The 22794-nt window shown below is 54.0% G+C and carries 23 protein-coding genes and 1 pseudogene; 11 read left to right on the top strand and 13 right to left on the bottom strand.

Annotated elements, in window-relative coordinates:
• Window positions 1–138 precede the first annotated feature (138 nt).
• On the top strand, window positions 139–1089 hold the full coding sequence (locus tag AC3RLQ_RS27165) for an IS110 family RNA-guided transposase (protein WP_493031795.1): 951 nt from the start codon (window positions 139–141) through the stop codon (window positions 1087–1089).
• 284 nt (window positions 1090–1373) lie between these two features.
• On the opposite strand, the gene AC3RLQ_RS27170 is transcribed toward AC3RLQ_RS27165, so the two are convergent.
• Complete coding sequence (locus AC3RLQ_RS27170; protein WP_461525088.1) at window positions 1374–1901, bottom strand: ImmA/IrrE family metallo-endopeptidase; 528 nt, start codon at window positions 1899–1901, stop codon at window positions 1374–1376.
• Entirely contained in the window at window positions 1898–2230 is a 333-nt protein-coding gene (locus AC3RLQ_RS27175) for a helix-turn-helix domain-containing protein (RefSeq protein ID WP_461525089.1), read from the bottom strand. Before AC3RLQ_RS27175 ends, AC3RLQ_RS27170 begins: the two co-directional genes overlap by 4 nt.
• Window positions 2231–2501: 271 nt before the next feature.
• Between AC3RLQ_RS27175 and AC3RLQ_RS27180 the strand changes: the two genes are divergently transcribed.
• From AC3RLQ_RS27180 to AC3RLQ_RS27200, 5 genes are read left to right on the top strand one after another with little or no spacing between them, the layout of a single operon-like run.
• Window positions 2502–3257 carry an AAA family ATPase gene (locus AC3RLQ_RS27180; RefSeq protein ID WP_461525090.1) on the top strand — a complete coding sequence of 252 codons (756 nt, stop codon included), beginning with the start codon at window positions 2502–2504 and terminating at the stop codon, window positions 3255–3257.
• On the top strand, window positions 3254–3733 hold the full coding sequence (locus tag AC3RLQ_RS27185; protein ID WP_461525091.1) for a hypothetical protein: 480 nt from the start codon (window positions 3254–3256) through the stop codon (window positions 3731–3733). Before AC3RLQ_RS27180 ends, AC3RLQ_RS27185 begins: the two co-directional genes overlap by 4 nt.
• The gene (locus AC3RLQ_RS27190; RefSeq protein ID WP_461525092.1) at window positions 3730–4239 is read left to right on the top strand and encodes an HORMA domain containing protein; all 510 of its coding nucleotides are present in this window, start codon (window positions 3730–3732) and stop codon (window positions 4237–4239) included. Before AC3RLQ_RS27185 ends, AC3RLQ_RS27190 begins: the two co-directional genes overlap by 4 nt.
• On the top strand, window positions 4236–5126 hold the full coding sequence (locus tag AC3RLQ_RS27195; RefSeq protein ID WP_461525093.1) for a CBASS oligonucleotide cyclase: 891 nt from the start codon (window positions 4236–4238) through the stop codon (window positions 5124–5126). The genes AC3RLQ_RS27190 and AC3RLQ_RS27195 overlap by 4 nt, the downstream gene beginning before the upstream one ends.
• A gap of 31 nt (window positions 5127–5157) precedes the next feature.
• Window positions 5158–6072 carry an S-4TM family putative pore-forming effector gene (locus AC3RLQ_RS27200; protein WP_461525094.1) on the top strand — a complete coding sequence of 305 codons (915 nt, stop codon included), beginning with the start codon at window positions 5158–5160 and terminating at the stop codon, window positions 6070–6072.
• Between the two features lie 88 nt (window positions 6073–6160).
• On the opposite strand, the gene AC3RLQ_RS27205 is transcribed toward AC3RLQ_RS27200, so the two are convergent.
• Genes AC3RLQ_RS27205 through AC3RLQ_RS27215 form a run of 3 tightly spaced genes read right to left on the bottom strand, consistent with a single transcriptional unit; the run spans window position 6161 to window position 7388 of the window.
• Complete coding sequence (locus AC3RLQ_RS27205; RefSeq protein ID WP_493031796.1) at window positions 6161–6547, bottom strand: hypothetical protein; 387 nt, start codon at window positions 6545–6547, stop codon at window positions 6161–6163.
• Window positions 6540–7271, bottom strand: coding sequence for a nucleotide-binding protein (locus tag AC3RLQ_RS27210; protein ID WP_493031797.1), 732 nt, complete (start codon window positions 7269–7271; stop codon window positions 6540–6542). The genes AC3RLQ_RS27205 and AC3RLQ_RS27210 overlap by 8 nt, the downstream gene beginning before the upstream one ends.
• 21 nt (window positions 7272–7292) lie before the next feature.
• On the bottom strand, window positions 7293–7388 hold the full coding sequence (locus AC3RLQ_RS27215) for a twin-arginine translocation signal domain-containing protein (RefSeq protein ID WP_493038765.1): 96 nt from the start codon (window positions 7386–7388) through the stop codon (window positions 7293–7295).
• 264 nt (window positions 7389–7652) lie between these two features.
• Between AC3RLQ_RS27215 and AC3RLQ_RS27220 the strand changes: the two genes are divergently transcribed.
• Window positions 7653–8834: a replication initiator protein A gene (locus AC3RLQ_RS27220; RefSeq protein ID WP_493031798.1), complete on the top strand. Its 1182-nt coding sequence runs from the start codon at window positions 7653–7655 to the stop codon at window positions 8832–8834.
• A gap of 20 nt (window positions 8835–8854) precedes the next feature.
• Here the strand turns inward: AC3RLQ_RS27220 and AC3RLQ_RS27225 are convergent, their stop codons facing one another.
• From AC3RLQ_RS27225 to AC3RLQ_RS27235, 3 genes are all read right to left on the bottom strand, one after another.
• The gene (locus AC3RLQ_RS27225; protein WP_493031799.1) at window positions 8855–9163 is read right to left on the bottom strand and encodes a hypothetical protein; all 309 of its coding nucleotides are present in this window, start codon (window positions 9161–9163) and stop codon (window positions 8855–8857) included.
• Window positions 9164–9331: 168 nt separating this feature from the next.
• A complete protein-coding gene (locus AC3RLQ_RS27230) occupies window positions 9332–10213 on the bottom strand; it encodes a J domain-containing protein (protein ID WP_493031800.1) in 882 nt (293 codons plus the stop codon).
• Between the two features lie 28 nt (window positions 10214–10241).
• Window positions 10242–11780 carry a type IV secretory system conjugative DNA transfer family protein gene (locus AC3RLQ_RS27235; protein WP_493031801.1) on the bottom strand — a complete coding sequence of 513 codons (1539 nt, stop codon included), beginning with the start codon at window positions 11778–11780 and terminating at the stop codon, window positions 10242–10244.
• Between the two features lie 321 nt (window positions 11781–12101).
• Between AC3RLQ_RS27235 and mobF the strand changes: the two are divergent.
• From mobF to AC3RLQ_RS27255, 4 genes and pseudogenes are all read left to right on the top strand, one after another.
• Window positions 12102–12899: pseudogene (gene mobF, locus AC3RLQ_RS27240) on the top strand (MobF family relaxase); the annotation flags it as partial.
• A 123-nt stretch (window positions 12900–13022) separates the two neighbouring features.
• On the top strand, window positions 13023–15359 hold the full coding sequence (locus tag AC3RLQ_RS27245) for an ATP-dependent DNA helicase (RefSeq protein ID WP_493038767.1): 2337 nt from the start codon (window positions 13023–13025) through the stop codon (window positions 15357–15359).
• Window positions 15360–15365: 6 nt separating this feature from the next.
• Window positions 15366–15782 (top strand): hypothetical protein, encoded by a 417-nt coding sequence (locus AC3RLQ_RS27250; RefSeq protein WP_493031802.1) that lies wholly within the window; start codon window positions 15366–15368, stop codon window positions 15780–15782.
• Window positions 15783–15787: 5 nt separating this feature from the next.
• A complete protein-coding gene (locus tag AC3RLQ_RS27255) occupies window positions 15788–17101 on the top strand; it encodes a hypothetical protein (RefSeq protein WP_493031803.1) in 1314 nt (437 codons plus the stop codon).
• A gap of 23 nt (window positions 17102–17124) precedes the next feature.
• Here AC3RLQ_RS27255 and AC3RLQ_RS27260 read toward each other — a convergent pair whose 3' ends face one another.
• The 5 genes from AC3RLQ_RS27260 to AC3RLQ_RS27280 all read right to left on the bottom strand — a co-directional run bounded on the left by AC3RLQ_RS27260 (window position 17125) and on the right by AC3RLQ_RS27280 (window position 22794).
• Complete coding sequence (locus tag AC3RLQ_RS27260; protein ID WP_493031804.1) at window positions 17125–18525, bottom strand: hypothetical protein; 1401 nt, start codon at window positions 18523–18525, stop codon at window positions 17125–17127.
• Between the two features lie 81 nt (window positions 18526–18606).
• Window positions 18607–19029, bottom strand: coding sequence for a hypothetical protein (locus tag AC3RLQ_RS27265; RefSeq protein ID WP_493031805.1), 423 nt, complete (start codon window positions 19027–19029; stop codon window positions 18607–18609).
• Window positions 19019–19648, bottom strand: coding sequence for a hypothetical protein (locus tag AC3RLQ_RS27270; RefSeq protein WP_493031806.1), 630 nt, complete (start codon window positions 19646–19648; stop codon window positions 19019–19021). Before AC3RLQ_RS27270 ends, AC3RLQ_RS27265 begins: the two co-directional genes overlap by 11 nt.
• A 6-nt stretch (window positions 19649–19654) precedes the next feature.
• A complete protein-coding gene (locus tag AC3RLQ_RS27275; RefSeq protein WP_493031807.1) occupies window positions 19655–22201 on the bottom strand; it encodes a tetratricopeptide repeat protein in 2547 nt (848 codons plus the stop codon).
• Window positions 22198–22794, bottom strand: coding sequence for a hypothetical protein (locus AC3RLQ_RS27280; protein ID WP_493031808.1), 597 nt, complete (start codon window positions 22792–22794; stop codon window positions 22198–22200). Before AC3RLQ_RS27280 ends, AC3RLQ_RS27275 begins: the two co-directional genes overlap by 4 nt.

Here is a 22794-nt window from a genome sequence, read left to right on the forward strand (position 1 = left end):
GAGATCGTCAGGCAGCCAGTCACCCGCACACCAGGACAAGCTCGAACTCGAACAGTTGACTGAGCCTGCCGCAGGCCATGCCCGCAGCAGAAGCTCGCATCGCAAGGAAGAAGTCGAACACTCAAACCCATCCCATCCATGAACACCCATTCTACCTCCACCCCGGAGGTTGTCCATGTCGGCATCGATGTCTGCGCCCAATGGCTCGACATCCACGGCATTCCCCGCAAAAAGAAGGCCTTCAGACTGGCCAACACCACTGCCGGCCACCGCAAGCTCATCGCCATGCTGCCGCCTGGTGCACACGTCATCCTCGAGGCCACCGGCGGCTACGAACAGGCCCTCTGGCTGGCCCTGCTGCGCGCAGGCAAAACCGTGAGCAAACTCAATCCCGCCCGCGTGCGCCACTTCGCCAAGGCCAGCATGAAGCTGGCGAAGACCGACGCCATCGACGCCGCTGTGCTCGCCGCCTTCGGTGCCGCGCTCAAGCCGCAGCCCGACATCCTGCCTCCCGACTGGGAGCTCGAACTCTCCAGCCTGGTCGGCCGCCGCGAGCAGCTGGTCACCGCACGTGCCATCCAAAAGACCCAGCTCCTGCAGCTGAGCCATCCCCAGATCATCGCGCAGGCCAAGACCTTGATCAAAGCTCTGGGCAAGCAGATCGCGCAGCTCGACAAGCTCATCAAAACCGCACTCAACCACCAGGACGCACGGCAGAAGGCCGAGCGGCTCCAGCAGATGAACGGCATTGCCGAGGTGGCCGCAGCCACCCTGATGACCGAACTGCCCGAACTCGGCAGCCTCGACGACTCGCGCATCGCCTCCCTCGCCGGTCTCGCCCCGCATCCCTACGACAGCGGGCCGATGCGCGGCCAGCGCCACATCCAGGGCGGGCGCAAAAAGGTGCGCCGCGTGCTCTACATGGCCGCAGTGCGCTGCGTGAGCATCAACCCCATCCTCAAAACCTTTTACCAAGGCCTGCTCAAACGCGGCAAACCCTTCAAGGTCGCCATCACTGCTGTCATGCGCAAAATGCTCTGCGTGCTCAACCGCTTGATCACCGACCCAAAATTCCAGCTTGCCAACTGACACAGTTGCTGTCTGTCGACCAGCGCTCCCCAATCTCCTCAGACCGACGGACACTGTCCACCTCACTGAACAGAGCCTCTTTTGCCGCTCCCGAAGTACGACAGACACTCCTGTTGTATTCCACAATGTAGCATGGTGTTGCAACCATTTGCAAAGCCTTGCAAATCAAGGGTTCGGCCATGATTGAGCTTTGCACCCAATTGCAATCTGTTCTCCTGAATTGCACTTTTTTGGGCGGTGACTGTATAAAACTGCCGTATAAAAATAAAGCCAGAGATGATGTGTTACATGCAAATCAAACCCAGTGCGCTGAGGCGGATGGTCATGGCCTGAACGCTGACTTCATACTTCTCTGCCAGAATTTCTACCGCGTGGCTATCGTCGGCATGAACCGCGCCCATTGCCACAATGTCAGTTGCGAGGAATTGTTCGGGCATAAGCAACTCTGCTGCAAACCTGTTCGCTTCCATCTCTTCTTCATCCTGGCCCGTGGATGATGTGGAGTCCCTCATTTGAATCACGACCTGATCTAGATGGACACCCGTCTTGGGGTGAATCAGCATGTGGGCGAGCTCGTGTGCAATAGTGAAACGTTTACGGTTGATCGGATGATTTGAATTTGTGCCGATTACCGGACGTGCATCGCTGCATCTGTAAAGGAAGCCTGAAAAGCTCTGGTCTGCCAAGGGTTCATCAACCACGATGGCCCCTTTCTTCTCGGCGATCATCTGCACATCCACGGGAGGACGCGTGATTTCCATTTCTGAAAGCAGCTGCCGAACAGTTGCGCCTATCAATTTTCTTCGGATCATGACGTGCTCCTTTCAAAGGCTTTGGCTACGCCGCGTGTGATCCACTGATTGACGTCCGCATGGACATGCTCTGAAACCGGAACTGGCGGCGGTTCATCTCCGGTAGGTTCTAACGGTGCAATAATATCGGAAGGCTTGAGATTCAGGGCTTCAGCAATTCTGAACAAGTTGTGCACAAGTAGCTTCTGCTGACCCGTCTCGATGTTAACAATTGAAGTGCGAGTCATGTGGATAGCCTTGGCGAGCTGCTCCTGTGAAAGCTTGCCTCTGAGGCTTCGAATCCTCGCCCCAACGAGTCTGTAAAAGGCTTTTTCTTGGGGATTCTTCATGTGGGTTTTAGTTTGTGAAATTTTTCACAAGGTTTCAAGAACAATTGTTAACGTCAGCAATTCGGACATTGAAAATGATGACGCCAAATATGTTTGACACTTTTCCAGCCATGTGTTCAAATAGGAGACACACTCATTTCTTTCCCCGGCTCTCATGTCAGACCAAAAAGGCATCCTCTCCCACGTCTCCCTTCCCCGCCCCGAATTCGATGACCTTTGGGACCGTATCATTGTTCCCGAAGAGCAGAAGGAACGCCTGATCAGCCAGATTTTGCTGGAATTCACAGTTCGCCGGGAAATCCCGCGTGGTGCCTTGCCCATTCACGGCCTGATTCTTCTGGCTGGTCCTCCTGGGACTGGCAAAACCACCCTTGCCAAGGCTGCGGCATCACAGGCAGCGCACTTTCTGAAAGGGCAAAAAGTACGATTTATTCAGGTCGAACCCCATAGTTTGACCAGTTCCGCCCTGGGACGTACTCAAAAGGATACACACCAGTTCTTGAGCGGTACTATCGCGGAGCATGCACAGCATGGGCCTTTGATCGTGCTGCTGGATGAAGTGGAGACCCTGGCTGTTGATCGTCAAAAACTGAGCATGGAAGCCAATCCCATCGACGTCCACCGGGCTACTGATGCGGTGCTGGCGAGTCTCGACCACCTTGCGGAGAAGTTTCCTGATCTGCTTTTCATTGCCACCACCAACTTCGAGGCAGCAGTGGATTCCGCACTGCTTTCCCGGGCTGATCTCATCCTTCAGATCGAGAAACCGAATGCCAAGGCCTGTGCAGCCATCATTCAGGATACCCTGGCAATCATGGGCGAGAAATGGAGCAAGCTCAAAAAGCTGGCAGATCACGATGGATTCGCCGCGACCGCAAAAGTTGCGGTCGGTCTTGATGGACGGCAGATCCGCAAAGCCATCTTGCAAGCCTGCGCCTCATCGAAGGTAAGCGCACGTGATCCAAACACTCTCACTCTTGAGCAGGTCGCTGAAGCACTTAAACACGCGAAGGGAAAGAACGCATGAGCATTGTAGCACGCCGTTTTGCGGCAACCCCTGAGCGCCTGCCGTCCGCCACCTGGAATGCGATAACAGCGCTAGTCTGTGGTGCTGAGCAAAAGGCCAAGGCTGAGTTTCAAAAAGTGGCTGGCCTTGCCAGCAGCGTCATTGCCGACCGCAGCATGGAAAATCATCCGCTGGTCATTGTGAATGACGGCCCGCGGCTGCGGGTGTACTGCCTTTATGGCGACAAGGCCATCAGTGAAGATGATCGAAGTGAGGCTCCTCTGTCGTGGAACCCCACAGCTGGAAAATGGCACGGGTATCTTCCTTGTGGGCCAGAAGACTTTGATGAGTATGCAACTCTGGTGAAGGGGCAGTCATCGAGCTTCACGGTCTACAATATAGAAGAAGGTTTTGAGCGAGATGAAGGCGAGGCCGAAAAAGGCGCTGCTGCGACGGGTGGCATCACAGTTGATTGGGAGGCATTTAACAAAAAATGAGCACAAGAGTATCAGTAAACACATTCACGCACAGTGTCACCCATGTGACTGCCGAAATGGTGCGCTCCCTCAAGGACATCATTCGCTGGTCAGGTCTCAGCCAGGGCAACCTGCTAAACAACTGGAGCACGGTAGAGACAGCAATTCACACGTGGCTCGCGTCCCGCGATCTTGAGCGTGTGACTCTGGAGATTTATACTCCGGCAACGGGGGCGCTGGTTGGTCGCTGGGATTTCGAGATCGATTTCTCCTACGGCTCCGATGATGACGGCTCGCTGTGGGCAGATGGCGACGCGATCCGTTTTGCCATTGCTAAATGCGGGGCGGTCGCAGCAACCTGCAATTATGAGTTCTTGTTTAAACACAAGCCCGGTGCGCCGGCAGTCTCGGGGCTGGGGCCACGCTCTTACAGGTCCACCGCAGGCTTTATAACGCACAGCATCGGCACGACCATCGGGGCCAATGGCATCGGCAGCTCAACCAATTTCTGGAGGAAAGCATCATGATCAGCGTCGCGGAAGCATTTGAAAAGTTCAAGAGCAGGCTGGAGCCCGGAGAGCGCGAGGAAGCAGACGCCAAAAGGCGGCGTGAAAGGGTGAAGGAGATCCTGGAGGAAAACTTCCATCTTCTCAGGGTCATCATCACCGGTTCCTACGGCCGGTGGACCAAAACCAAGCCGTTGCGCGATGTTGATCTATTCTGCATCCTAGACAAGGAAAAGGAAGGCGAATACCTGAACAAGTCTTCACGTGTTCTGCTTGATGCCTTCGGCAAGCCTTTGAAAAAAGAATATGGAGAGCAGAACGTCAAAGTGGACGACAAGTGCGTCACCGTGTCATTCGGTGAAGCTTCCGAGGGAAATGAAGACGGGGTCTTCAGCGTTGACGTCGTGCCTGCGTTTGAAGACGGCAAGGCTTACAAGATTCCCGATGCCTATCATCCCACTGGATGGATGAAAACCGATCCCGAGATTCATGCAGAGCTTGCCACCAAGGCAAACAAAGCCATGGATGGCAAGTGGGTGACCTTGGTCAAGATGATCAAAAAGTGCAATTCCAACCACGGCAAACCCATTGATCCGTCTTTTCTGGCAGAGGTTATGGCGTTACAACTCATCACTCCTCCGTTCAGCGGCGGCTACAAGTACGAGATCAAGAGCTTCTTTGCCAGCGCCCAGCAACAGATCGACAGCACCTGGCCCGATCCGGCAGGCGTAGGTCCACCCGTTTCGGACAACATGACCTTCAGCAAGAAGTCCGCTGCAAAAGCCACCCTCAAGACCATTTGCGTAGCCATTGATCGGGCGATACTCCATGAGAAACAAGGCCGCGTTGGTGAAGCGCTTGACACATGGCGAAACGACGTTTTCGGATCAATGTTCCCCCTGTCTTGAAGGGGGCGTCTAACTTGAATGTGAGGATGACATGCGCAATCAAATCGTAGAATATCAAAACTCCGCTGAGAGCATTGACTATTTGGCAGCATCAAGCCAGCTCTACGGCTATGGAAAAATCGCGCTCGCAGTCCAGATCGGCCTGACTGTAGGCGCACCTGTGGTTCTGACCATCCTTGCCCTTCTGTATCCGGGCTTCAAGATTTGGGCCACCTCGTTGGGCATCACCATTACGTGGCTGGATGTCCTGGTGATCGACCGCATCCAGATTTACTTTCGAAAGCGCGGAGCGCTCATTCAGGAGGCAAGAGACTGCGCTCTTTTCGGGCTGGAGTGGAATGAGCTACGATGCGGAAAGCCCCTTGAGAAAGAAGCCGTTCATTCTGGTGCTGCTGACTTCAAAAAGCGCAATCCCGATCTTTCACGTTTTCAGGACTGGTATCCTGTCGAAGTGGGAACTGCCCCGCTTCCGGTTGCTCGGGTGATTTGCCAGAGAGCCTGCCTTTGGTGGGATACTACGCAGCGACGCTTTTATGGTCTCTGCCTCATTGGGCTGATGACGGCCGCAATCATTTCAGTGCTGCTTTTGGCGATCTGGCATAATATGGCTGTGTCAGACATGATCCTTTCACTCTATGCCCCGCTTGCCCCTGCAATTATTTGGTGTTTTCGCGAAGCGAGGCGGCAGCTGGATGCAGCAGGAAGTCTGGAGAAATCACGAGGTGCTGTGGAAGGAGTATGGAAGCAGCTCATCGCCGGAAAACTTGCGGGCGCAGCGTTGGAAAATACGGCACGACAGATTCAGGACACCCTTTTTGAAAACCGGAACAAAAACCCCCTGATATTTAACTGGATCTACTTCAAGCTAAGATCATCCAGGGAAAAAGCAATGAAGAGCGTGGCAGCAGACATGGTGCGTGAAGCGCAAGGAATACAGCCTGAATGAGCAGCGGGCTCCTGCTGACAAAAAGTCTGCCAAAACAATTTTAAGGGTGCGCAACCCTTCAAGGTTAGTCTTGGTGTTTAAGCGTCTGTCACCCAAGATACGCATGTTTTCGTAACCAGTCCGCGAGTGCTTCGGCAACGATGTCGCGCTGGGTGAAGGGATCAAGCCTCTGTATTTTTCGGTCCATGGACGCTCTCAGCAGCGCCGTACTGATCTCCGGTTCAATGCGAACATTCAGGGAGACGGCTCCTGCCATCGTGAACTGTGGAAGCACAGTGCTTGGCGACATCGGGGGGCTTGATTGTTCTGCAAAATCTTTCTTCAGAGCTGGGCTTGCCATAGGGGAATTCTCCTTCTTTGAGGTTGCTTCAGGGTTTGCTTTTGGTTTCGATGCTGCCTTGGCAGTCTTGCCGGTTTCAAGGAAATTCTGCTCGTCGGGTGTGAGCGCATCGTCGAGTGAGCGTCGTTTAACCACGGGTCATATCCTTCATGAGCTGCTGCATTTCGAGAGAAGCGAGCAAAGCCCCTGTGCCCATTTGCCAGACTACTTTTGCCTGCCCTGCGGCATCCGCGAAACTCTGGCGAAGGCACACTCCAGCGGTGACATTCACGCCAAGTTTTTTGGCGGCGTTCATCATTTCACGGCTGAGGCGTCCGCGCTTTTGCAGTTTGTTGGGGATCAGCAGACCGGCAGGTTTGCCTTTGCGGGTTTTCTGAGCTTCGCGAAGAAGCTGCACGGCTTTGGAGGCTGCTCGGAGATCAAGAATTGACGGTCCGCATGGAAAGAACACGCGGTCAGCACGAAGCATGATGGCCCTGGTCGTTGCTGAAAGTCCTGCGGGGCCGTCAATGACGATGTCATTCGCATCGCCCGCGAGTTTCGCGAGCCGATGAATTATTTCCTCCGGCGAGTCGATCTGCTCAAGCTGGATCGGCAGGCCCAGTTCTTTGATCCATTGTGATGCCGAAGATTGAGGGTCGGCATCAATGAAGATCACGCTGCGCTTCTTTTTGACGAGCCAAGCTGCCAAGTGAACTGCGATGGTTGTTTTGCCAACACCGCCTTTTGAATTTGTGAGTCCGTAGATCATGTCTGCCTCTTTTTGGCAGAATAGTGGTTCACTCCTGTCGCCGGTAGCATACCGAACGCCTAGGTGCCACCTAACTGCATTTTTCTTCGGAGGGTTGCAAACTTGCAACACAGCTTACTAGCTAGCTTGCTAGTTTTTATTCTTCCCTGCCAGACACCCGGAGGCAGACGAGCCTTTCAAAAAGGCGCGTCGGCTGCCGACGGGTTTAAAGGTTTTATTCTTTATTGTTTAAGTAAGGTTTAGGGCACTGGAACGGCGCGGCAGGCTTGGGCTTGAGGCCCGTTCAGGTCGCTGCTCTGACGATGTCAGGTCGTTGCTCTGACGATAGCAAAGTCGCTAGCTTGACGTGGGTTGGTCGTTGGTCTGACGATACGGTCGCTGGCATGACGATTCAAAGGGTTGCTGGTCTGACGATGGTTGGAAGGTTCGGATAAATCCTGCTAAAAGGTCGCCGGTCTGACGATATTGTTTTTTCAAATCAATCATGCTATGCCGAAGGGCATGGGCAGGACAATTGAGGGTGGGATAAAGGAACATCAGGACTTGGAAAGGTTCATAGCCTCCTCGGCTGACATCGCTCCCAAAGACCAGATTGATCTGATGGCGCGTTGCTGGTTCAGCCTGACACCCGGCAGAACTGAGGCCATCCAGCATGAGTATGTGGATGCCCGGTCGGGCCAGACTGAAACGGTTCGCATCACCGGCAGCACCGAACATGGCATCGCCACGATCCATGATCAGGATTTGCTCATCTATGCCATATCGCAGTGGATTGAAGCCAAGAGGAAGGGGCTTGAGCCTTCACGCCGCATTCATTTCACCCCGTATCAGTTTCTTGCGTGGATGAACCGCGAGCCTGGTGGCGGGCAATATCAGCGTCTCAAAGATGCCCTGCACCGTCTCAAGATGACGAGCATTCAAACCACGATCCGTTCCGAACAAGGCAAGCGTAGTCGCAAACGCATCAGGCAGTTCTCGTGGATTTCAGAATGGGAGATCACAGAAGAAAAAGGCGAAATTCGCGGCATTGAAGTCGTGCTGGCCGAATGGCTCTTTGAAAGCATTCAGGACTTCCATGTGCTGACTCTCGACAAACGATATTTTGATATTCCCGGCAGCGTCGAGCGCTGGCTTTACCTCTATGCACGCAAAGCAACGGGTGGCCCTACGGGCGTTTGGAAAGAGACATTCAAAAGTCTGTATCAGAAATCAGCTTCGCAGCAGGCATACAAGCATTATGCGAGCACTCTCAGAAAGCTGGTGAAGAAGAATGACCTGCCGGGGTTCCGGCTGGAGCATGTGAGTTCGGCTCAAGGCAAAGACATGCTTCTCATGGAACGCACGGAAAAGCGGGGAGTGATTGAAGCCAAGAACACTCCGGTTGAAGAAGTGCAGCTCGTGCTCATTGAGCGGTCGCCTTTGGAAGAAGCTTGGGAAAACGTGCTGGAGCTGATGCGCAAGCAAATTGGCACAGACCAAGTGAAAGCTTGGCTGGAAAGACTTCGGTTATGCAGTCTCGAAGGTGAAACCCTTACCTATCGTGCTCCAACAAAATTCATTGCTCAATGGGTGGAAACCAACTTCAAACACAAGTTGGAAGCTGCTTGGCAGTCGGTCGGACAGCCCGTGAGCACAATCCACATCGAAACCGGCACGAAAAAGGCCGCGTAAAATCCGTCTCGTGCTCACTGCTACAGTGGAATGACGCTATCGCATTCCAGGCAACGATTGATAAACTGTAGTTCGTAATTGACGGGAAATGTGTGAATCAGGGTCAAGTCATGATGAAGCACGACCTTGATGGCGTCGTCAGGACAGAAATACTTGCCGTCCTTGAACGTCATGCCGACATGCTTACCAGCATACCAAATGAGGTTTGTCCTGTTCTGCGCGTCAATCTCGCAGCAGCCAGACAGGGAGCCTGTGACCGTGTAGCCCTGATATTGTGAGTATTCTGGCCTGTCGAAGATGCTAAGGACGCCGCCATAGTTCGTCGGCATAGTGTGTTTCAGATACTTGGAGAACAGGTATGAGTTGCCGGTAAGATCAGGCGACGAGGTTGTTATTGGGGTCACATGTCCGAGACGGATAGCGCAGGAATGGCAGTAGTATTTTGAAGGCATTGTTGAATTCTCTTTGAGGGTTTGGGAAAAGCTCAGGCTCTTGAGTCAGGCGCTTCTTTGGCGAAAAAACTCAATGGCCTCATTCAAAGTTGCCGCTTTTTCGCTGCTCCCTGCTTCGGCGCTGTTCGGGTCTGGATGCACGGACTTGATGAGATGGCGGTAATTTTGCTCGGCCTGCTCCAGGGAATAGGGCGGCATCAGTCGCAGCACTTCTGCGAAGCGGAATTCCAAAGCCTTCATCGCCTCCTCGTCCTCGGCCCTCTGGGGAGGTCGCTTCGCTCGCGGCTTGCGTGTGCCTGCCGCTGGCAGCGGCACTTCAGCAGCGCCGCTTCCTGGCATTTTCTCCTCGGCGTCTTCGATGATATCCTCATGCTTCTTCTCGGAACGGATGCCATACCAGAAATTGATGAACTCCTTCAGCCACATGGCGACGGCCACAAGCACCAGCCAGGTTGAAAGGCGGTGCTCTGAGAAAAAAGCGCGGAGCATCGCCGCAGCGGTTAAGGCCAGAAAAGGTTCGACCCAGAGATGCACCATCAGCTCGGAGCGAGGGTTGCCGCGAAGCTGGCTGAATCCTGGGAGCCGCAGCAGGTGCGATGTCCCTGAATAGAAGTCGTGCTTGCCCTGCCTGCCTACCTCCCGTGAAAAGGCCAGCAGGAGGTGCAGAAGATACAACGCAGCCGCGCCAAGGCCGAAGCCCACCACGGCCCAATACTTGAACCAAGCGCCCTGCTCTATCCAGGCGTAGATCGAGAACAGGACGTGCGCCCAAACGAAGGCGAAGAAAACGCTTTTGGGACTGAGAAACGAAAAGCCGAATCGGGAGCGCAGGAAAACGATGGCCGGCATCGCCAGCCAGTGCAGGATGGGACTGAGGATGGGGATGCTTGGCTGCGCTCCCGTGGATTGAATTTGCCGGTCCTTCATGTGTGGATCTGTTCACCGTTGCCCTGCCCTATGACTTTTGCGAGAAGACATGCCGGATGAAATTCTGAGCGACCGGCTCGCCCTTCTTGGTGGCGAGCCATCGCCGCCCGCCTTGGAAAATGATGGAGTCCACAAGGAATTCTGACTCCGGGCCACCAGTGCGCAGCATGGTGAACTCCTGCGGCTGCACGACGTATTCCACCACCATGCTGCCTCCGGCATTTTGGCTGAGTCCTCCGGCTCCGCGTGTCATGGCTTCGGAGAGCCCACCGTAGAACGTGGCCTGCCGCGTCTTGCCGATGGAGTCCGCCGCCCAGTTGTTCGTGGTCGGGTCGCCGTTGGCATGGAAAATCTTCGTTTGAAGGTTGCCAAGGAAGCTCTCCGCATCGGAGCGGGAGTTCTGACCGCCGAAGGCCGAAAAGTAGCTGGGGAGGTTCTGGGTAAGGTAAACGGTGCAGGCGCGGGAGCTTCGTGCCGTGCTCTGAAAAAGGGCATCGTAGGAATTGACGAAAAACTGTGATTCGTCCGCCCAAAGGAAAACGGGGCGAGCTGCGGCCTGGGCAGCTTCGCGGCTCATGTCCGCAGAAATCCTCCGTTCCACGGCCCTCTGCCAGATGAACTTGAAAAGCACCTGGGCGAACTGGCCCAGCTCATTGAACTCCTTCACCGGCAGATTGAGAATGATGATCTTGCCATTGAATGTGTCCTCCGGGGTGAAGGTGAGGTCGGTGCAGAACAGGTCACGCAGCAGGCCGCGCAGAAAGCAGTCGGCCATGCTGGTGAAGGTAGAGACGATCACGGAGCGGGTTTCAGGGGCGAGGCTGGGAAATTCGCGCAGCCAGAAGTCGCGAGTCAGTTCCAAATCGCTCGCCCTGCCCTTCTCTTTGGTTTTCCCCGTCGCCACTTCCAGCAAGGCAAAGCAGGCCGATTTTTTCTGCCAGTCGGGATTCTCGGCCTCATCTGTGGAGCGCGGCGCGGAGGTGATGATCCGGTAGAGGGACGGCAGGTCGATGTCATCAAGGGCGAGAACAGCGAGGTCTATCGCATTCCTGAGAAGCTGCTTCAATGTGCGCTGCCAATAGGCATCCTGCCCGCCGCCCTGCCCTTGTTTTCGCTCGGCGGCTTCAAGCACGCTGCAAAACAGGTTCACTAGGTTTTCGGTGTGCCCTGCCCCGGTTCCTGGCCGCTTCAATTCGTAGCGCAGGAAGTTGAACCGGTGCGGTGAGTCCGGCCCGACAATGAGCAATTCTGACTCACGTCCTGCGGCCTTGGCGTAACGCTTCCAAGAGAGCACTTCGTCGTTCTTGGCGGTTAGAACCAGCCCGCCCAGATTGGACTCCATGAATGCCTTGGCGAGAGCCTGTCCGCTCCCTGATGATTTGCCGGAGCCGGTCGCGCCCAGAATCTGCACTCCCTCAAACGCATCCTTCAGGCACCAGTAGTTTTCCGCCCTGCTGGTCTTGCCGTCTGCGCTCAGTTCCAGCAGCGCCTCGTCGTCGTCGGGCCAGTTTCGTTTTGCGCCTGCCTGGGCAGACTGGGGACGTTTGGCGAGGCTGAATTCATCCATGAGGGGAGGGCGTTCGGGTCACTGCAAGCTAGCCGCGCAGCCGCTCTGCGGCGAGCAAAAACCACAGCCTTAGCATTGCTAAGGAGAGATGTCTGAAGATCATATTGCTATGTTGCTAGCTTGCTAGTTTCCTAGCTCGGTAGCCTCCTTGCTAGACGGCAAACTTGCTCGAAAACTGCCTTCCCAGCTTGCTAGCTCGCAACCTGACAAGGTGGCAAGTTCGCTGCCTTGCTGGCTCGCTCAATAGCTTGCTAGCAGGCAAATTTTGCCGAGTAAGCGGCGAAAATGGATTCGCGGAATCAGATGTGGTAGAATGAAACGATGCTCAGAGTTGTGGCGCACACGAGCGCGGCAGCCGCTCGCAAATACTATGCGGAAGGTCTGAAACGCGAGGACTACTACTCCGAGAAACAGGAGGTGGTAGGCAAGTGGCATGGCCGCGCTGCTGGCCTGCTGGGGCTGTCCGGGGACGTGGATCGGGAGCAGTTCGCGTCGCTGGTGGAGAACCGCAATCCGCTCACTGGCGAGAAGCTGACACCCCGCACGAAGGAAGGTCGCCGCGTCGGGTATGACCTCAATTTCCACGCGCCAAAAAGTCTCTCCGTGCTTTATGCGCTGACGCAGGACAAGGATGTCTTGAAGGCGTTCCGGCAGGCGGTTTCTGACACCATGACGGAACTTGAGGCGAGGGCAGAAACGCGGGTCCGCAGAAAGGGGGCGCGGGAGAACCGCATCACTGGAAACCTCGCCTGGGCAGAATTTGTTCACTTCACTTCCCGCCCGGTCGGTGGCATTCCCGATCCGCATCTTCACGTCCACTGCTTCACCTTCAACGCGACTTTCGACCAAACAGAGGCGCGATGGAAAGCTGCGGAGTTCGGGGCCATCAAGCGCGAAGCGCATTACGCTGAAGCGGCGTTTCATGCCCGCCTGACGGCAAGTTTAGTGGCTCAAGGCTACGCCATCGAGCGCCGGAAAAGCGGCTGGGAAATCAAAGGGATGCCTGCCAGTGTCATTGCCAAGTTCTCGCGGCGCACCGCTCAAATTGAGCGGCTGGCCGATGAAATGGGCATCAAGGACGCCAAAGCGAAGGACGCGCTGGGGGCTGCGAGCCGTGAGGGCAAACGGCATGGCATGACGTTTTCGGACCTGCTGGCGGCGTGGAGTGTCCGGCTCACCGATGACGAAAAGGTGCAAATCTCCAAGGTTTGCTATGAGCGCGGGCAGGGCAGGGCCGAAAGGGTGACTGCGGTGCAGGCCGTGGACTATGCCATAGCAAAACTGTTCGAGCGCCAGTCGGTGGTGGAACGCGGTCACATCCTGGCGGCTGCGCTTCGTTTTGGGGTCGGTCAAACGACCCCGGAGGCCATCAAGGCTGAATTTGAGCGGCGGCAGTTGATCGGTCGCAAGATCGGCGATGAGCATCTTTGTACTTCGGTGGATGTGTTGGCGGAAGAAATCGCCCTGCTGGCTTTTGTTCGTGGTGGCCGGAACTCGGCCATGCCGCTTGGCGGCAAGGGCAGGCTCTCATATTCTGAAAAGCTCTCCGAGGAACAGCGGGCAGCGGTCAAACATCTGCTCACCAGCCGCGATCAGGTGATGGCAATTCGCGGCGGTGCTGGCGTGGGCAAAACCACGCTCATGAAGGATGCTGTTGCGGCGATTGAGGCGCGAGGATTGAAGGTGTTCGCCTTTGCTCCCTCTGCCGTCGCTTCCCGTGAAACCCTCCGTGAAGCGGGGTTCGCGGGTGCCGATACGGTCGCCCATCTGATGCTCAACACGAAGCTGCAAAAGCAGGTTCGGGGGCAGGTCATCTGGATCGACGAGGCGGGCCTGCTCGGAACAAGGGACTTGTGGCGCATCATGGAAATCGCGGGGCCTAAAACGCGCGTCATCCTCACTGGCGACACCGCGCAACACGCGCCAGTGGCGCGGGGTGATGCGTTTCGCATCCTGCAAAAACATGCTGGTCTTCGCGTCGCGGAAGTGACGGAGATCCGGCGGCAGGAAGTCGAGGACTACAAAAAAGCCATCGAAGCCATCAGCAAAGGCGACCTCCGAACCGGTTTCCGTCGCCTGGACAGCCTGGGCGCGTTCGTGGAGATCGCGGATGAAGCGCAGCGTCACCGGGAACTTGCGGCTGATTACATCGCCCTCGGGCGACGGGGCGAGTTTCCGCTGGTCGTCTCTCCGACCCATGCGGAGGGTGCCAAGGTCACGAACGCCATTCGTGAGGCTCGCCGGGAGGCGGGACAGCTCGGCCCGGAAAAGAGGTTCCTTCAATACCAGAACTTGCAGTGGGAGGAAGCGGAGCGGCAGCTTCCTGAGAACTACCGTGCCGGTCAGGTGGTGCAGTTCCATCAAAACGCCAAGGGTGTGAAGCGCGGCGAGATTTTCAAGGTGCTGGGGCAGGGAGAAGACGGCACGGTTCAAATTCAAAATCAGGCCGGGAAAACCCGCACGCTGCCCCTCAATGAGGCGGCGAAGTTCCTGGTCTATGAGCAGCGAGAGATGGCTCTCGCAAAAGGCGACCGCATCCGCATCACACGAAACGGGGAGAGTGCGAACGGCAAACGCCTGAGCAACGGCAACCTCTTAACTGTGGAGAAGTTCGGCAGGAAGGGCGAGATCATCCTCAGCAATGGGGCCATTCTTCCGGCAAACCACGGCCATATCGCACATGGCTATTGCCAGACCTCGCATTCCAGCCAGAGCCGGAGCGTCCGCGACGTGCTGGTGGCACAAAGCGCCGATTCGTTCCTTGCCAGTTCTCGTGAACAATTTTATGTGTCATGCAGCCGTGGTAAACAAACCCTCCGCATTTACACCGACGACCGCCGCGAATTGCAGCAGGCGGTCGGCAACACGTCCACTCGAATGTCCGGCGTGGAACTGGCGGAATTGACCCCGCAAGAACTCTCCAACTTCATGAACGGCGAACTGGGTGCAAAACAATGGCGGGAGGCTGTTCACAGCCGCAAAGGGCTGGACGGTGCCAAAACCTTCGTCAAGCAGCTCACCGAGCACCGGAAGGTCGAACCTCGCAAAACGGGCGAAGTCATCGACTGGAAAGGCTACGTCGAGATGCGTCGCAATCTGGTCGGCGCGGATGGCAAAAGCCGTTCCAAGGGCTATCCTTCAGAACCGAGAAAGGGCAGTCAAAGCAAAGGCATCGCACGGCCCAAGATCAGCCAGCACTCTGAGGCCAGGGTGGCTGAACTGAAGGCGGCTCATGAAGCCAAAAAGACAGGAGCCGCTCAAGAAAAACCTCCGGCATCGAAAGCCCCTCAAGATCGCAAAGAGCGGCTCGTGAAAGCTTACGAGTCAGCGGCCAGCCATTTCAAGAAAGTGGCGGACAAGGTGCGTGGTAGGTCTGCGCAGGGAGACAAAGAGAAAGAGGTCAAGATGGGGAGGGCAAAAGTAAAACCGTTGCAGAACAGCAACGCGGACCGTGCGGCGGAGCACTCCAAAAAGGAAAAAGCAGCAAGTATTAGGAAGACCGGCGAGGGGCAGGCTAAAAACAGAACTGAAACCAAGACGAAGCAGGCCGCGCCGCGTCCCGTCGTCATCAAAAAATGAGGCACTATGGCTGACAAAATTGACGAAATTCTCAAGGCAAGACAGGCGGCTGAAAAGCCTGCCGAACTGACGCCTGATGGCGATAAGTTTTTCTCCATTCTGATCGGTGAAGGGATGCAGGAGAACTTCCTGGAATTGCAGTTCCGCAACGGGCTGCAAACCTGTTTCAGCTATACGGATTTGCTATGGTTCAACCATGACCCGGAAAGCGGCTGCATCGACCTGGAATTTGGCGGCTTCCTGGTGACGATCAAAGGCCGTGGCCTGCGCACGATCTTCAACGGTGTGAAGGGCAAACGGGTTGCCTGGGTGAAGGAAGCGGACACCGACCTTCAGGACCACAAGGAGAATGAGTGCTTCGTTGAAGAGATCAGCATCACTCCGCCCAAAGGGTTCACCGAGGAAGCACCTGCCGCCGCCTAACCTTCATGAACTGGCGCATCATCAAAGCGTTCCCGAAATACGCCATAGCGGTCGGCGTGGTGGTGCTCAGCACGGGTTTGTTTGGCACATGGTGGTTCTTCAAGCGTTCCATGCCGCACTGGGAATTCGCGAAGCCTGACCCTGCCGTGCAGGCAGAGATCAAGAAGAAGGCAGATACGCTTCCCGAGAAGCTGGGCTGGCTGGCTCTGGTAGGCGGTGACCTCTATGACATCAGCACCGGAGAACTGATCTTCAAAAATTGGCTGCGAGGCATTCCGCTGCGCGTCTTCTACTATCCTGAAAGCAGGCATCTCATGGTGCAGGCGGAACGCGGCATCATGCGGTTCGGGCTGGATGGCAAACAGGACGGGGTGATGGGCGTTGAAACGCCTCCAGCCTTCACCAATGACGGCAGCCAGGCCATGTATGTGAAGGACGGTGACATCTGGATCGCGGGTATTGATTGGACCGCGTTCAAATTCATCAACGAGCGGCAGGCCACCAAATACGGTCAGCTCAATGCGCTATACTTTGCTGCGAACCTGATGCTTGCCTCTGAGAAGGCTTGTTTGCTCAAGCAACAAAACAAGCTCCTGCGGGTGGATTTGAGCACAGGTGATTTGCAGCAAATATCGTTGCCCCTGCATTACAACATGAAACGGCGTTCGCCAGATTGCGAAGTCATGCTGGGTGAGGAGGAAGCAAGTTTCTTTGCTTTCGACATCGACAAACCAGAGGCCGCCATGTTCCCTAAGAATGCGGGCAAGGTGTCGGATTATCAATGGTTGCACAATGATGCCTGTGCGTTCCTTGTGGCCGGGAAAACGGTGGGAGTGTTTGACCGCATGAAAGGAACTATAGAGGAAGTGGCGACATTGCCTTTTGATTGCCAGAAATTTTCCATGCCGTCGCTGGATGGGCGGTATTTGCTTTGCTTTGGCGGCAACGGGCTTGTGCTGGTGGATGTTCAGGCAAAAAAAGCCGAGCGCCTGGAGATCAAAGCCGACAATATCACCTGGGTGAGCAACGCTACCCTGATCTATTCACGGGAAATCCCGGACATGAAACTTCGCGGCACCTGGATCAAAACCATTGGCAGTGAACCGCAGCGAGTGTTGGCCGAACCATACCTTGTCGGCTACGACAAGTCAGCTCCGCTGGCTTTGATGCGCGAGCTTGGGGTCGTAGTCTTCGCGACTCGCCATGGGATTTTCAGGATGAAGCCGGATGGCTCAGAGCTTCGCGAAGTTGCCAAGCTCAAACAGCCTGTGGGTAGGATTCAGGCGGTGGAAATGTGGGGACGTTCCCCTGAACGCTAATAGGAAGTGAGGCATTAATAGAATTACTCAGGTGTATACGTCAGTCGAACCTCAATTTTTCTGCGTGTAGATGTGTCGATAACTGAGCCGCTGTAATCTGTCAGGTCGATATTCCCACCCTTAGTGTACTGACCTGCTGAATATACTCGCATAAACTTAATGGATGGGAGGCTGTCCCTGAAATTTGTAATTGCTCGATATACTGTAAGCGCCCTCGCCATTCCCAGTTCCATGTTGGATTTAAACGTCAAACCCTCAACAGCACCATCGTATTGCCCAGCGATGGCAACCGCAAGATCGTTGTCGTCGGATGTAACTGACTTATAGGTGACCGGGTCACCATCGGTATGTCCGATAATTTCAATGGTATTGTACCGGCCTTTGGCTTTCTGCTCCATTCCTGGCACCCGTTCTTTAATCTCATGAGCGAGGCCAGATGGCAGGCTGGCGCTCCCTGAACTAAAACCAGAAGCGTCGAGTTCGATACTATTGCCAAAATCCCGCGTCAGAGCCATACCCAAGGTCATCATTCCCATACCCGACTTGAGGCTGTTGATTTCTTCATCTTTTTTCTTCAGTTCCGCAACCCATCCCGCCGCCGCCGATTTCCATTGATTGTTGACGTTGATAAGCTCTGTGTTTCCAGCAACCAGCTTCACGACTTCCTGTTCCAGACCCGGAACCTTGCCGGCCAGCTCCTGTGCCTTGATGAGCGAAACACGCAGGGTGCCGCGCTCTTCTTCCATTTTCTTCCGTTCCACAAACCATCCACCCTCAGCCAACTTCCATTGCTTGGTCAGGTCGGTTAGTTCTTGATTTTTGGTAATCAGCTTCACGACTTCCTGTTCCAGACCCGGAACCTTGCCGGCCAGCTCCTGTGCCTTGATGAGCGAAATACGCAGGGTGCCGCGCTCTTCTTCCATTTTCTTCCGTTCCGCAAACCATCCGCCCTCCGCCAACTTCCATTGCTTGGCCAGGTCGGTTAGTTCTTGGTTTTTTGTAACCAGCTTAGTGATTTCCTGTTCCAGACCCGGGACCTTCCCGGCTAGCTCCTGTGCCTTGATGAGCGAAAGACGTAGGCTGTCATTTTCTTCATCTTTTTTCTTTTTTTCAGCAAACCATCCTCCCTCAGCCAACTTCCATTGCTTGGTCAGGTCGGTTAGTTCTTGGTTTTTTGTAATCAGCTTAGTGACTTCCTGTTCCATGCCAGGAAGTTTGCCCGCTTGTGATTTCGCTACCCCAAGAGACTCTTCCAGTTTCTCAATGATAGACTCTTTCTCCTTCAGCGCTTCCTTGTCTGCTTTTGATTTACCATCGCCCATCAATAAAAAAAGCATGAGGACTAGCAGCAACATGAGAAAAAATATCCCTGTGAACAAATCCAGGAAGGAAGCGAAATCCTCGTCCTCCGGCTCTTGAGCCATGGTTGCTTTCCGAAGATGCATGATCGATAATGATTAAATTAACTGATTGACGGGAAAATTAAAATCACAAGTTGCGGAACCTTATCTATCTATGCCGAGCGCTTTTAACCGTGCTAGATGTTCTGCCTTAATTCGTTCAATATCTTCAGGAGTAATAAGCATGGCATCTGGAGGTGGCCCTGGCCAACCTGCCCTGGCCGCCATCTCTATATCGTCTCTTGTCAGGCACGCACCAACGTAAACACGATCTGACTCATACTCGTCATAATATTGTTTGATCACATTACCAAACTTTACCAAACACTCACAATATTCACGCGCTTCCTGCGATGTTTCTGGAATGCAGTCAATTTCGTAAGATGTGCGTACTCTTGAAATCAGCTGTTTAGCATAGTGCCAGTTTGGGAAGGGTGCGTCCAGTGGAAACACACAGGGACCTTCCACCTCATAGAGACACCCTTTTGTAATCCAAACTGGGTCGCGAATAATTTGATCATATTGCATGTTTGCGTCCGTCCTTCCTGCCATTATCTACAATGTTTCGTACCCTACCCGTTGTAGTCTCAATCCAAGCAGTGATTGATCTAGGCATACCTTTATATTCAAACGATGTCAATACTTCGAGCACGCCCGGACGATCAACCTTCTGCTCGACTATTCGGCCATTAAGTCCAACTGCGCAGAATTCCATTAACTCCTGCGGAGTCGAAACTAGTGGATGCGACTCAGTGAGGAGTTTCTCAAAATTCCGCGCGTAGATATGTCTGAAGCCAAAACCTCCCTCGCGCTTTTTGCCATCTTCCACTAGTTCGTGTTTGCCGCCTTCAACAAACGTCAGTCCTAGCGTTTCTGACTCATTGATCGCTAAGATTCTGCCCCTATCTGGCACATCCTGACGATGCCCCAAGAGGCGCGTGTACAGATCGTCACTGTAGTGAGCTTTACCGCTGGGAAAAAACAATGGATCTGCTCGCGCAATAAACAGACTCCCGACTGCCAGCTCGCACTGGTAATCTATCACGAGTGTTCGACGCGGTCCCAAGGGTCCGTTGCCTGATGAATCCGCTTTGTCATTGCGATCAGAATAAATAATCGCAGGTGAATTGTTGAGTATGGTTCCCATAAAGAATCAGCGAAGGTCAAAGACAAAGTTTCTTGGATTATCTCGCAACTCCACAGCTGCAAACGATTCAAATTCAGTTCTCTTAGCTTTTAAAACATCCCTGAGGGGCACGAGCAGTTCCTCAGGTGCGTGTTCGATGACCCTCGAGACTTGGGCATAAAGGCCTTGAAGCAGGGCCAGGCGCTGAAATGAAGGATATTGTTCTGAATAGACTTCATAATGCTTCGACATGTACTCACCCGCACGCACGCACCTGTACCTGCGATTACCTGCACCTACTCGTCTACACCAATCTCCATTGGTCCAGACGATCTCAGACGTATCAAAAGCCATCTTGACGGCAACATTGGCACTAACTTGGATACTGCCGTTTTCAACAAGCGCTTCCTCAGGGTCGATAAGGGCTTCGAGTTTGATGGCGGAGCGTGAGCTGTCGGCGTTCCATGCGGAAGAACCATGAACGGATGCGGTGCTCCATGGTGCTTCGAATCTCCAGTTGGGAGAATATTCGGCAGTGATACGAGGATTTCTCAGCGAAAAAGTGGAGCGGCCATGAGCATCCTGAACATGCATGGCGTCACAATAGTACATTGTGCCACCCATCTCAGTTCCAGCTAGCCACCGAGGATTGAATTCCTTGCGTAAAAACTTCCACGGCAATGCCGGTAACTCAGCATCGTCAATTGGCTCAAGGCTGAGGTAAAATCCGCCCCCCGATCGTTCTTCCAGAATAGCCAAAATCAAAATGGCCCAAATATCTTGCTCGATCAAAAGGGAGGGGCTTCCGGCAGCTAGGGGCGATGGCTCCGCCGTAAAACCCAGCGGTGTGATAGTCAAGGTCGGAATCTTCGACCAGCCGGATGCATCTTTTCGGTTTCTGGGTCGCCAAGTGTTCTTAATCGGCAACCCACACTCATCTCGTTCATTTTGGCAAACTCCAATTCTAGCGGTGGCTTCCCCAATATAGCGATCAATTTTCTTCCAGCTGAACATATTGCGGTAAGGATGACGTGGGTCGTAATGCTTCGCAAAGGCACCAGATTGCAGTTGAGCATCAACGACTAACTGATTCCAGAAGCGCTTGTCTGGATCCATTAATAAGTCGGCCAGCTTGGAAGTGAGTTGGAGCCAAGCCACTACACCTGGATTTTTCCACAATCCAGCGTTTGAGAGCCCTTCATGAAACCACAGGAATAGATTGTCATAGTGAGAATGCTTTACAAACATGAATTTGAATTGGACGTAGAGCCAGCGGAGTGTAACCCCCTCTGGAGATGTAAAAATCCGCAGCATCTCAGAGCGGCACTCAAGGATGCTTTTGATGTAGCCATCTAAAACTAGGTTATGCCGCCAATAGGAATCAGGACGGTAATTTAGGCTTAATGCGGTCTTAAAATCGTCGACGATGGAATTCAGGTTTGATTCTTGTGATAGCAAAAGCCGGTATAAGCCACGCACAAAAATTGCCTCACCACACGTTAGCAGCTTTTCGAGATCGGAAAAGAAGCTGGCATCATACATTAACAAGAACGGGCGGGTCTTGTTCTTTTGCGCATGCCTGATCCTTTGCAGCTTGGCAAGGCAAAAGGCGCTGGTCTCATCGCCTTTTCTTGCTGCCCTGCGGTAAAGACAGAGGCGACGGCCCATTCCAAACTCGTCGGTATATAATCGGCCAAGAAAATCTGCGAGCGCTCGGAGTGCAAAAGGAGCTTTGCTCCGCGCCGCCCACCTGTAGCGAGCCAACAGAAGATGTTTGCTTGTCTCCTTTCCTGAAACCTCCAAAACCTCAGCCAGATTGATCATGGCCGCTGATGCATTTGAGGTGCTGGGTTTAGTTCTGAGCCTTACAACATCCCCGTCGGTACCAAACCCGAGTTCTCCCTCCAACGATCTGCGATACCAGAACGCTGCCTGCTCGAGGTCTTGCATTAAAGCATCAGGGCGGTTTTCAGTAATACGTGAGGCTGCTCCATTTTCAGCCATTCTTCCGAGCCGGAGACAAGCTGTGTCTGCCGACGGTGATATTGCTGCCTGCACCAGAAGGAGCTGGTATCCAAACATGTAATGTTCTGTTGCAAGGGAATGATCGCGTTCTTGAAATCGGCGGCCTTCATCGAAGATTTCACCCAGCGAGAGATATGCTTCAGCGTCCCCGCGTCGTGCTGCTTCGACGAGCCAGCGCATTTGCTCTTCTTCTGGAACTTGACCAGGGTAGAATCTCGAACGCGCGGCGGTTACCAGAAGCCAGCACGCCTTGGTGGAGCCACTGGAGGCCGCATAGCGCCAAAATTCGATATCTGTCTGTCCAGCGTCCTGGATGGTTCTGGGTGTATCGTACCGTTCGAGAAGCCTTGATATTAGTTGTTGTTTTGTCAACGCAAAGGAGCGGTCAAAGTATGGGGCATTCAGCGATTGAGTAGTGGCGTTGATTTTGGAAAGCAAATCGCCCGCCTCGTCGAGATCACCAATTCGAATTGACAGGCGAGCACTCTCCGTCAGGATCGCAAAATCTTGTAGCAGGTCGAATTGAGATAACGCGTCCGTTGAGTTCACAGTCGATATGTGTTACGGAGAAGTGACAGCAAACGGACAGCAATGACATCGGATTCGACCAATGTTTCATTCCGAGAGAGTTGGCCAGCCACGTTCAGTGCCATAAGTTTAAGGCTGCTTCGATATGGAGTTGAAATAGTGCTGCCAAGCAACCAATCGGCGTCGTGATGAACATTGAGCATACTTGAGTGAGCTTCCGAAATCAGGGCAAATAGTTGCGCAGCAATCTCTTCACTAGATGGTTTGCTGTTTGCGCTTTTAGTGTTCCTCGGCGCAACAAAGGAAAATGCATGCGCCTGACTCTGGCTTTGATTATTACGGCGCAGTAAAACATCACGCCTCCACTTTTGCAGATCGCCATTGAGGGTTGCCGTGCATTCACATTGGTAGTTGTTTTGAACCGCCTGATCCACCACGTGATGCCCGAATTCCAGCGAATGCTCAATCACAGTCGCGATATTTGCCTCAATTGCATATTCGACAACCGCTCGAATCGCCCAGATGAAAACGTGCCTGTCACCGCTGAACCCATTAAAATAGCGGATGAACGCCTCTCGGTCACCAGCCAAAATAATTTGAGTCACTTCATCCAT

The sequence above is a fragment of the Prosthecobacter sp. GW821-HT29F12 genome (assembly GCF_058803405.1).

Excerpts from the sequence above, each read along its gene's own strand:
- AC3RLQ_RS27170 (WP_461525088.1), bottom strand. The coding sequence starts at position 1,901 with ATGATCCGAAGAAAATTGATAGGCGCAACTGTTCGGCAGCTGCTTTCA.
- AC3RLQ_RS27175 (WP_461525089.1), bottom strand. The coding sequence starts at position 2,230 with ATGAAGAATCCCCAAGAAAAAGCCTTTTACAGACTCGTTGGGGCGAGG.
- AC3RLQ_RS27225 (WP_493031799.1), bottom strand. The coding sequence starts at position 9,163 with ATGCCGACGAACTATGGCGGCGTCCTTAGCATCTTCGACAGGCCAGAA.
- AC3RLQ_RS27200 (WP_461525094.1), top strand. The coding sequence starts at position 5,158 with ATGCGCAATCAAATCGTAGAATATCAAAACTCCGCTGAGAGCATTGAC.
- AC3RLQ_RS27255 (WP_493031803.1), top strand. The coding sequence starts at position 15,788 with ATGAACTGGCGCATCATCAAAGCGTTCCCGAAATACGCCATAGCGGTC.
- AC3RLQ_RS27195 (WP_461525093.1), top strand. The coding sequence starts at position 4,236 with ATGATCAGCGTCGCGGAAGCATTTGAAAAGTTCAAGAGCAGGCTGGAG.
- AC3RLQ_RS27280 (WP_493031808.1), bottom strand. The coding sequence starts at position 22,794 with ATGGATGAAGTGACTCAAATTATTTTGGCTGGTGACCGAGAGGCGTTC.
- AC3RLQ_RS27230 (WP_493031800.1), bottom strand. The coding sequence starts at position 10,213 with ATGAAGGACCGGCAAATTCAATCCACGGGAGCGCAGCCAAGCATCCCC.
- AC3RLQ_RS27265 (WP_493031805.1), bottom strand. The coding sequence starts at position 19,029 with ATGCAATATGATCAAATTATTCGCGACCCAGTTTGGATTACAAAAGGG.
- AC3RLQ_RS27250 (WP_493031802.1), top strand. The coding sequence starts at position 15,366 with ATGGCTGACAAAATTGACGAAATTCTCAAGGCAAGACAGGCGGCTGAA.
- AC3RLQ_RS27190 (WP_461525092.1), top strand. The coding sequence starts at position 3,730 with ATGAGCACAAGAGTATCAGTAAACACATTCACGCACAGTGTCACCCAT.
- AC3RLQ_RS27270 (WP_493031806.1), bottom strand. The coding sequence starts at position 19,648 with ATGGGAACCATACTCAACAATTCACCTGCGATTATTTATTCTGATCGC.
- AC3RLQ_RS27165 (WP_493031795.1), top strand. The coding sequence starts at position 139 with ATGAACACCCATTCTACCTCCACCCCGGAGGTTGTCCATGTCGGCATC.
- AC3RLQ_RS27235 (WP_493031801.1), bottom strand. The coding sequence starts at position 11,780 with ATGGATGAATTCAGCCTCGCCAAACGTCCCCAGTCTGCCCAGGCAGGC.
- AC3RLQ_RS27260 (WP_493031804.1), bottom strand. The coding sequence starts at position 18,525 with ATGGCTCAAGAGCCGGAGGACGAGGATTTCGCTTCCTTCCTGGATTTG.
- AC3RLQ_RS27220 (WP_493031798.1), top strand. The coding sequence starts at position 7,653 with ATGCCGAAGGGCATGGGCAGGACAATTGAGGGTGGGATAAAGGAACAT.
- AC3RLQ_RS27185 (WP_461525091.1), top strand. The coding sequence starts at position 3,254 with ATGAGCATTGTAGCACGCCGTTTTGCGGCAACCCCTGAGCGCCTGCCG.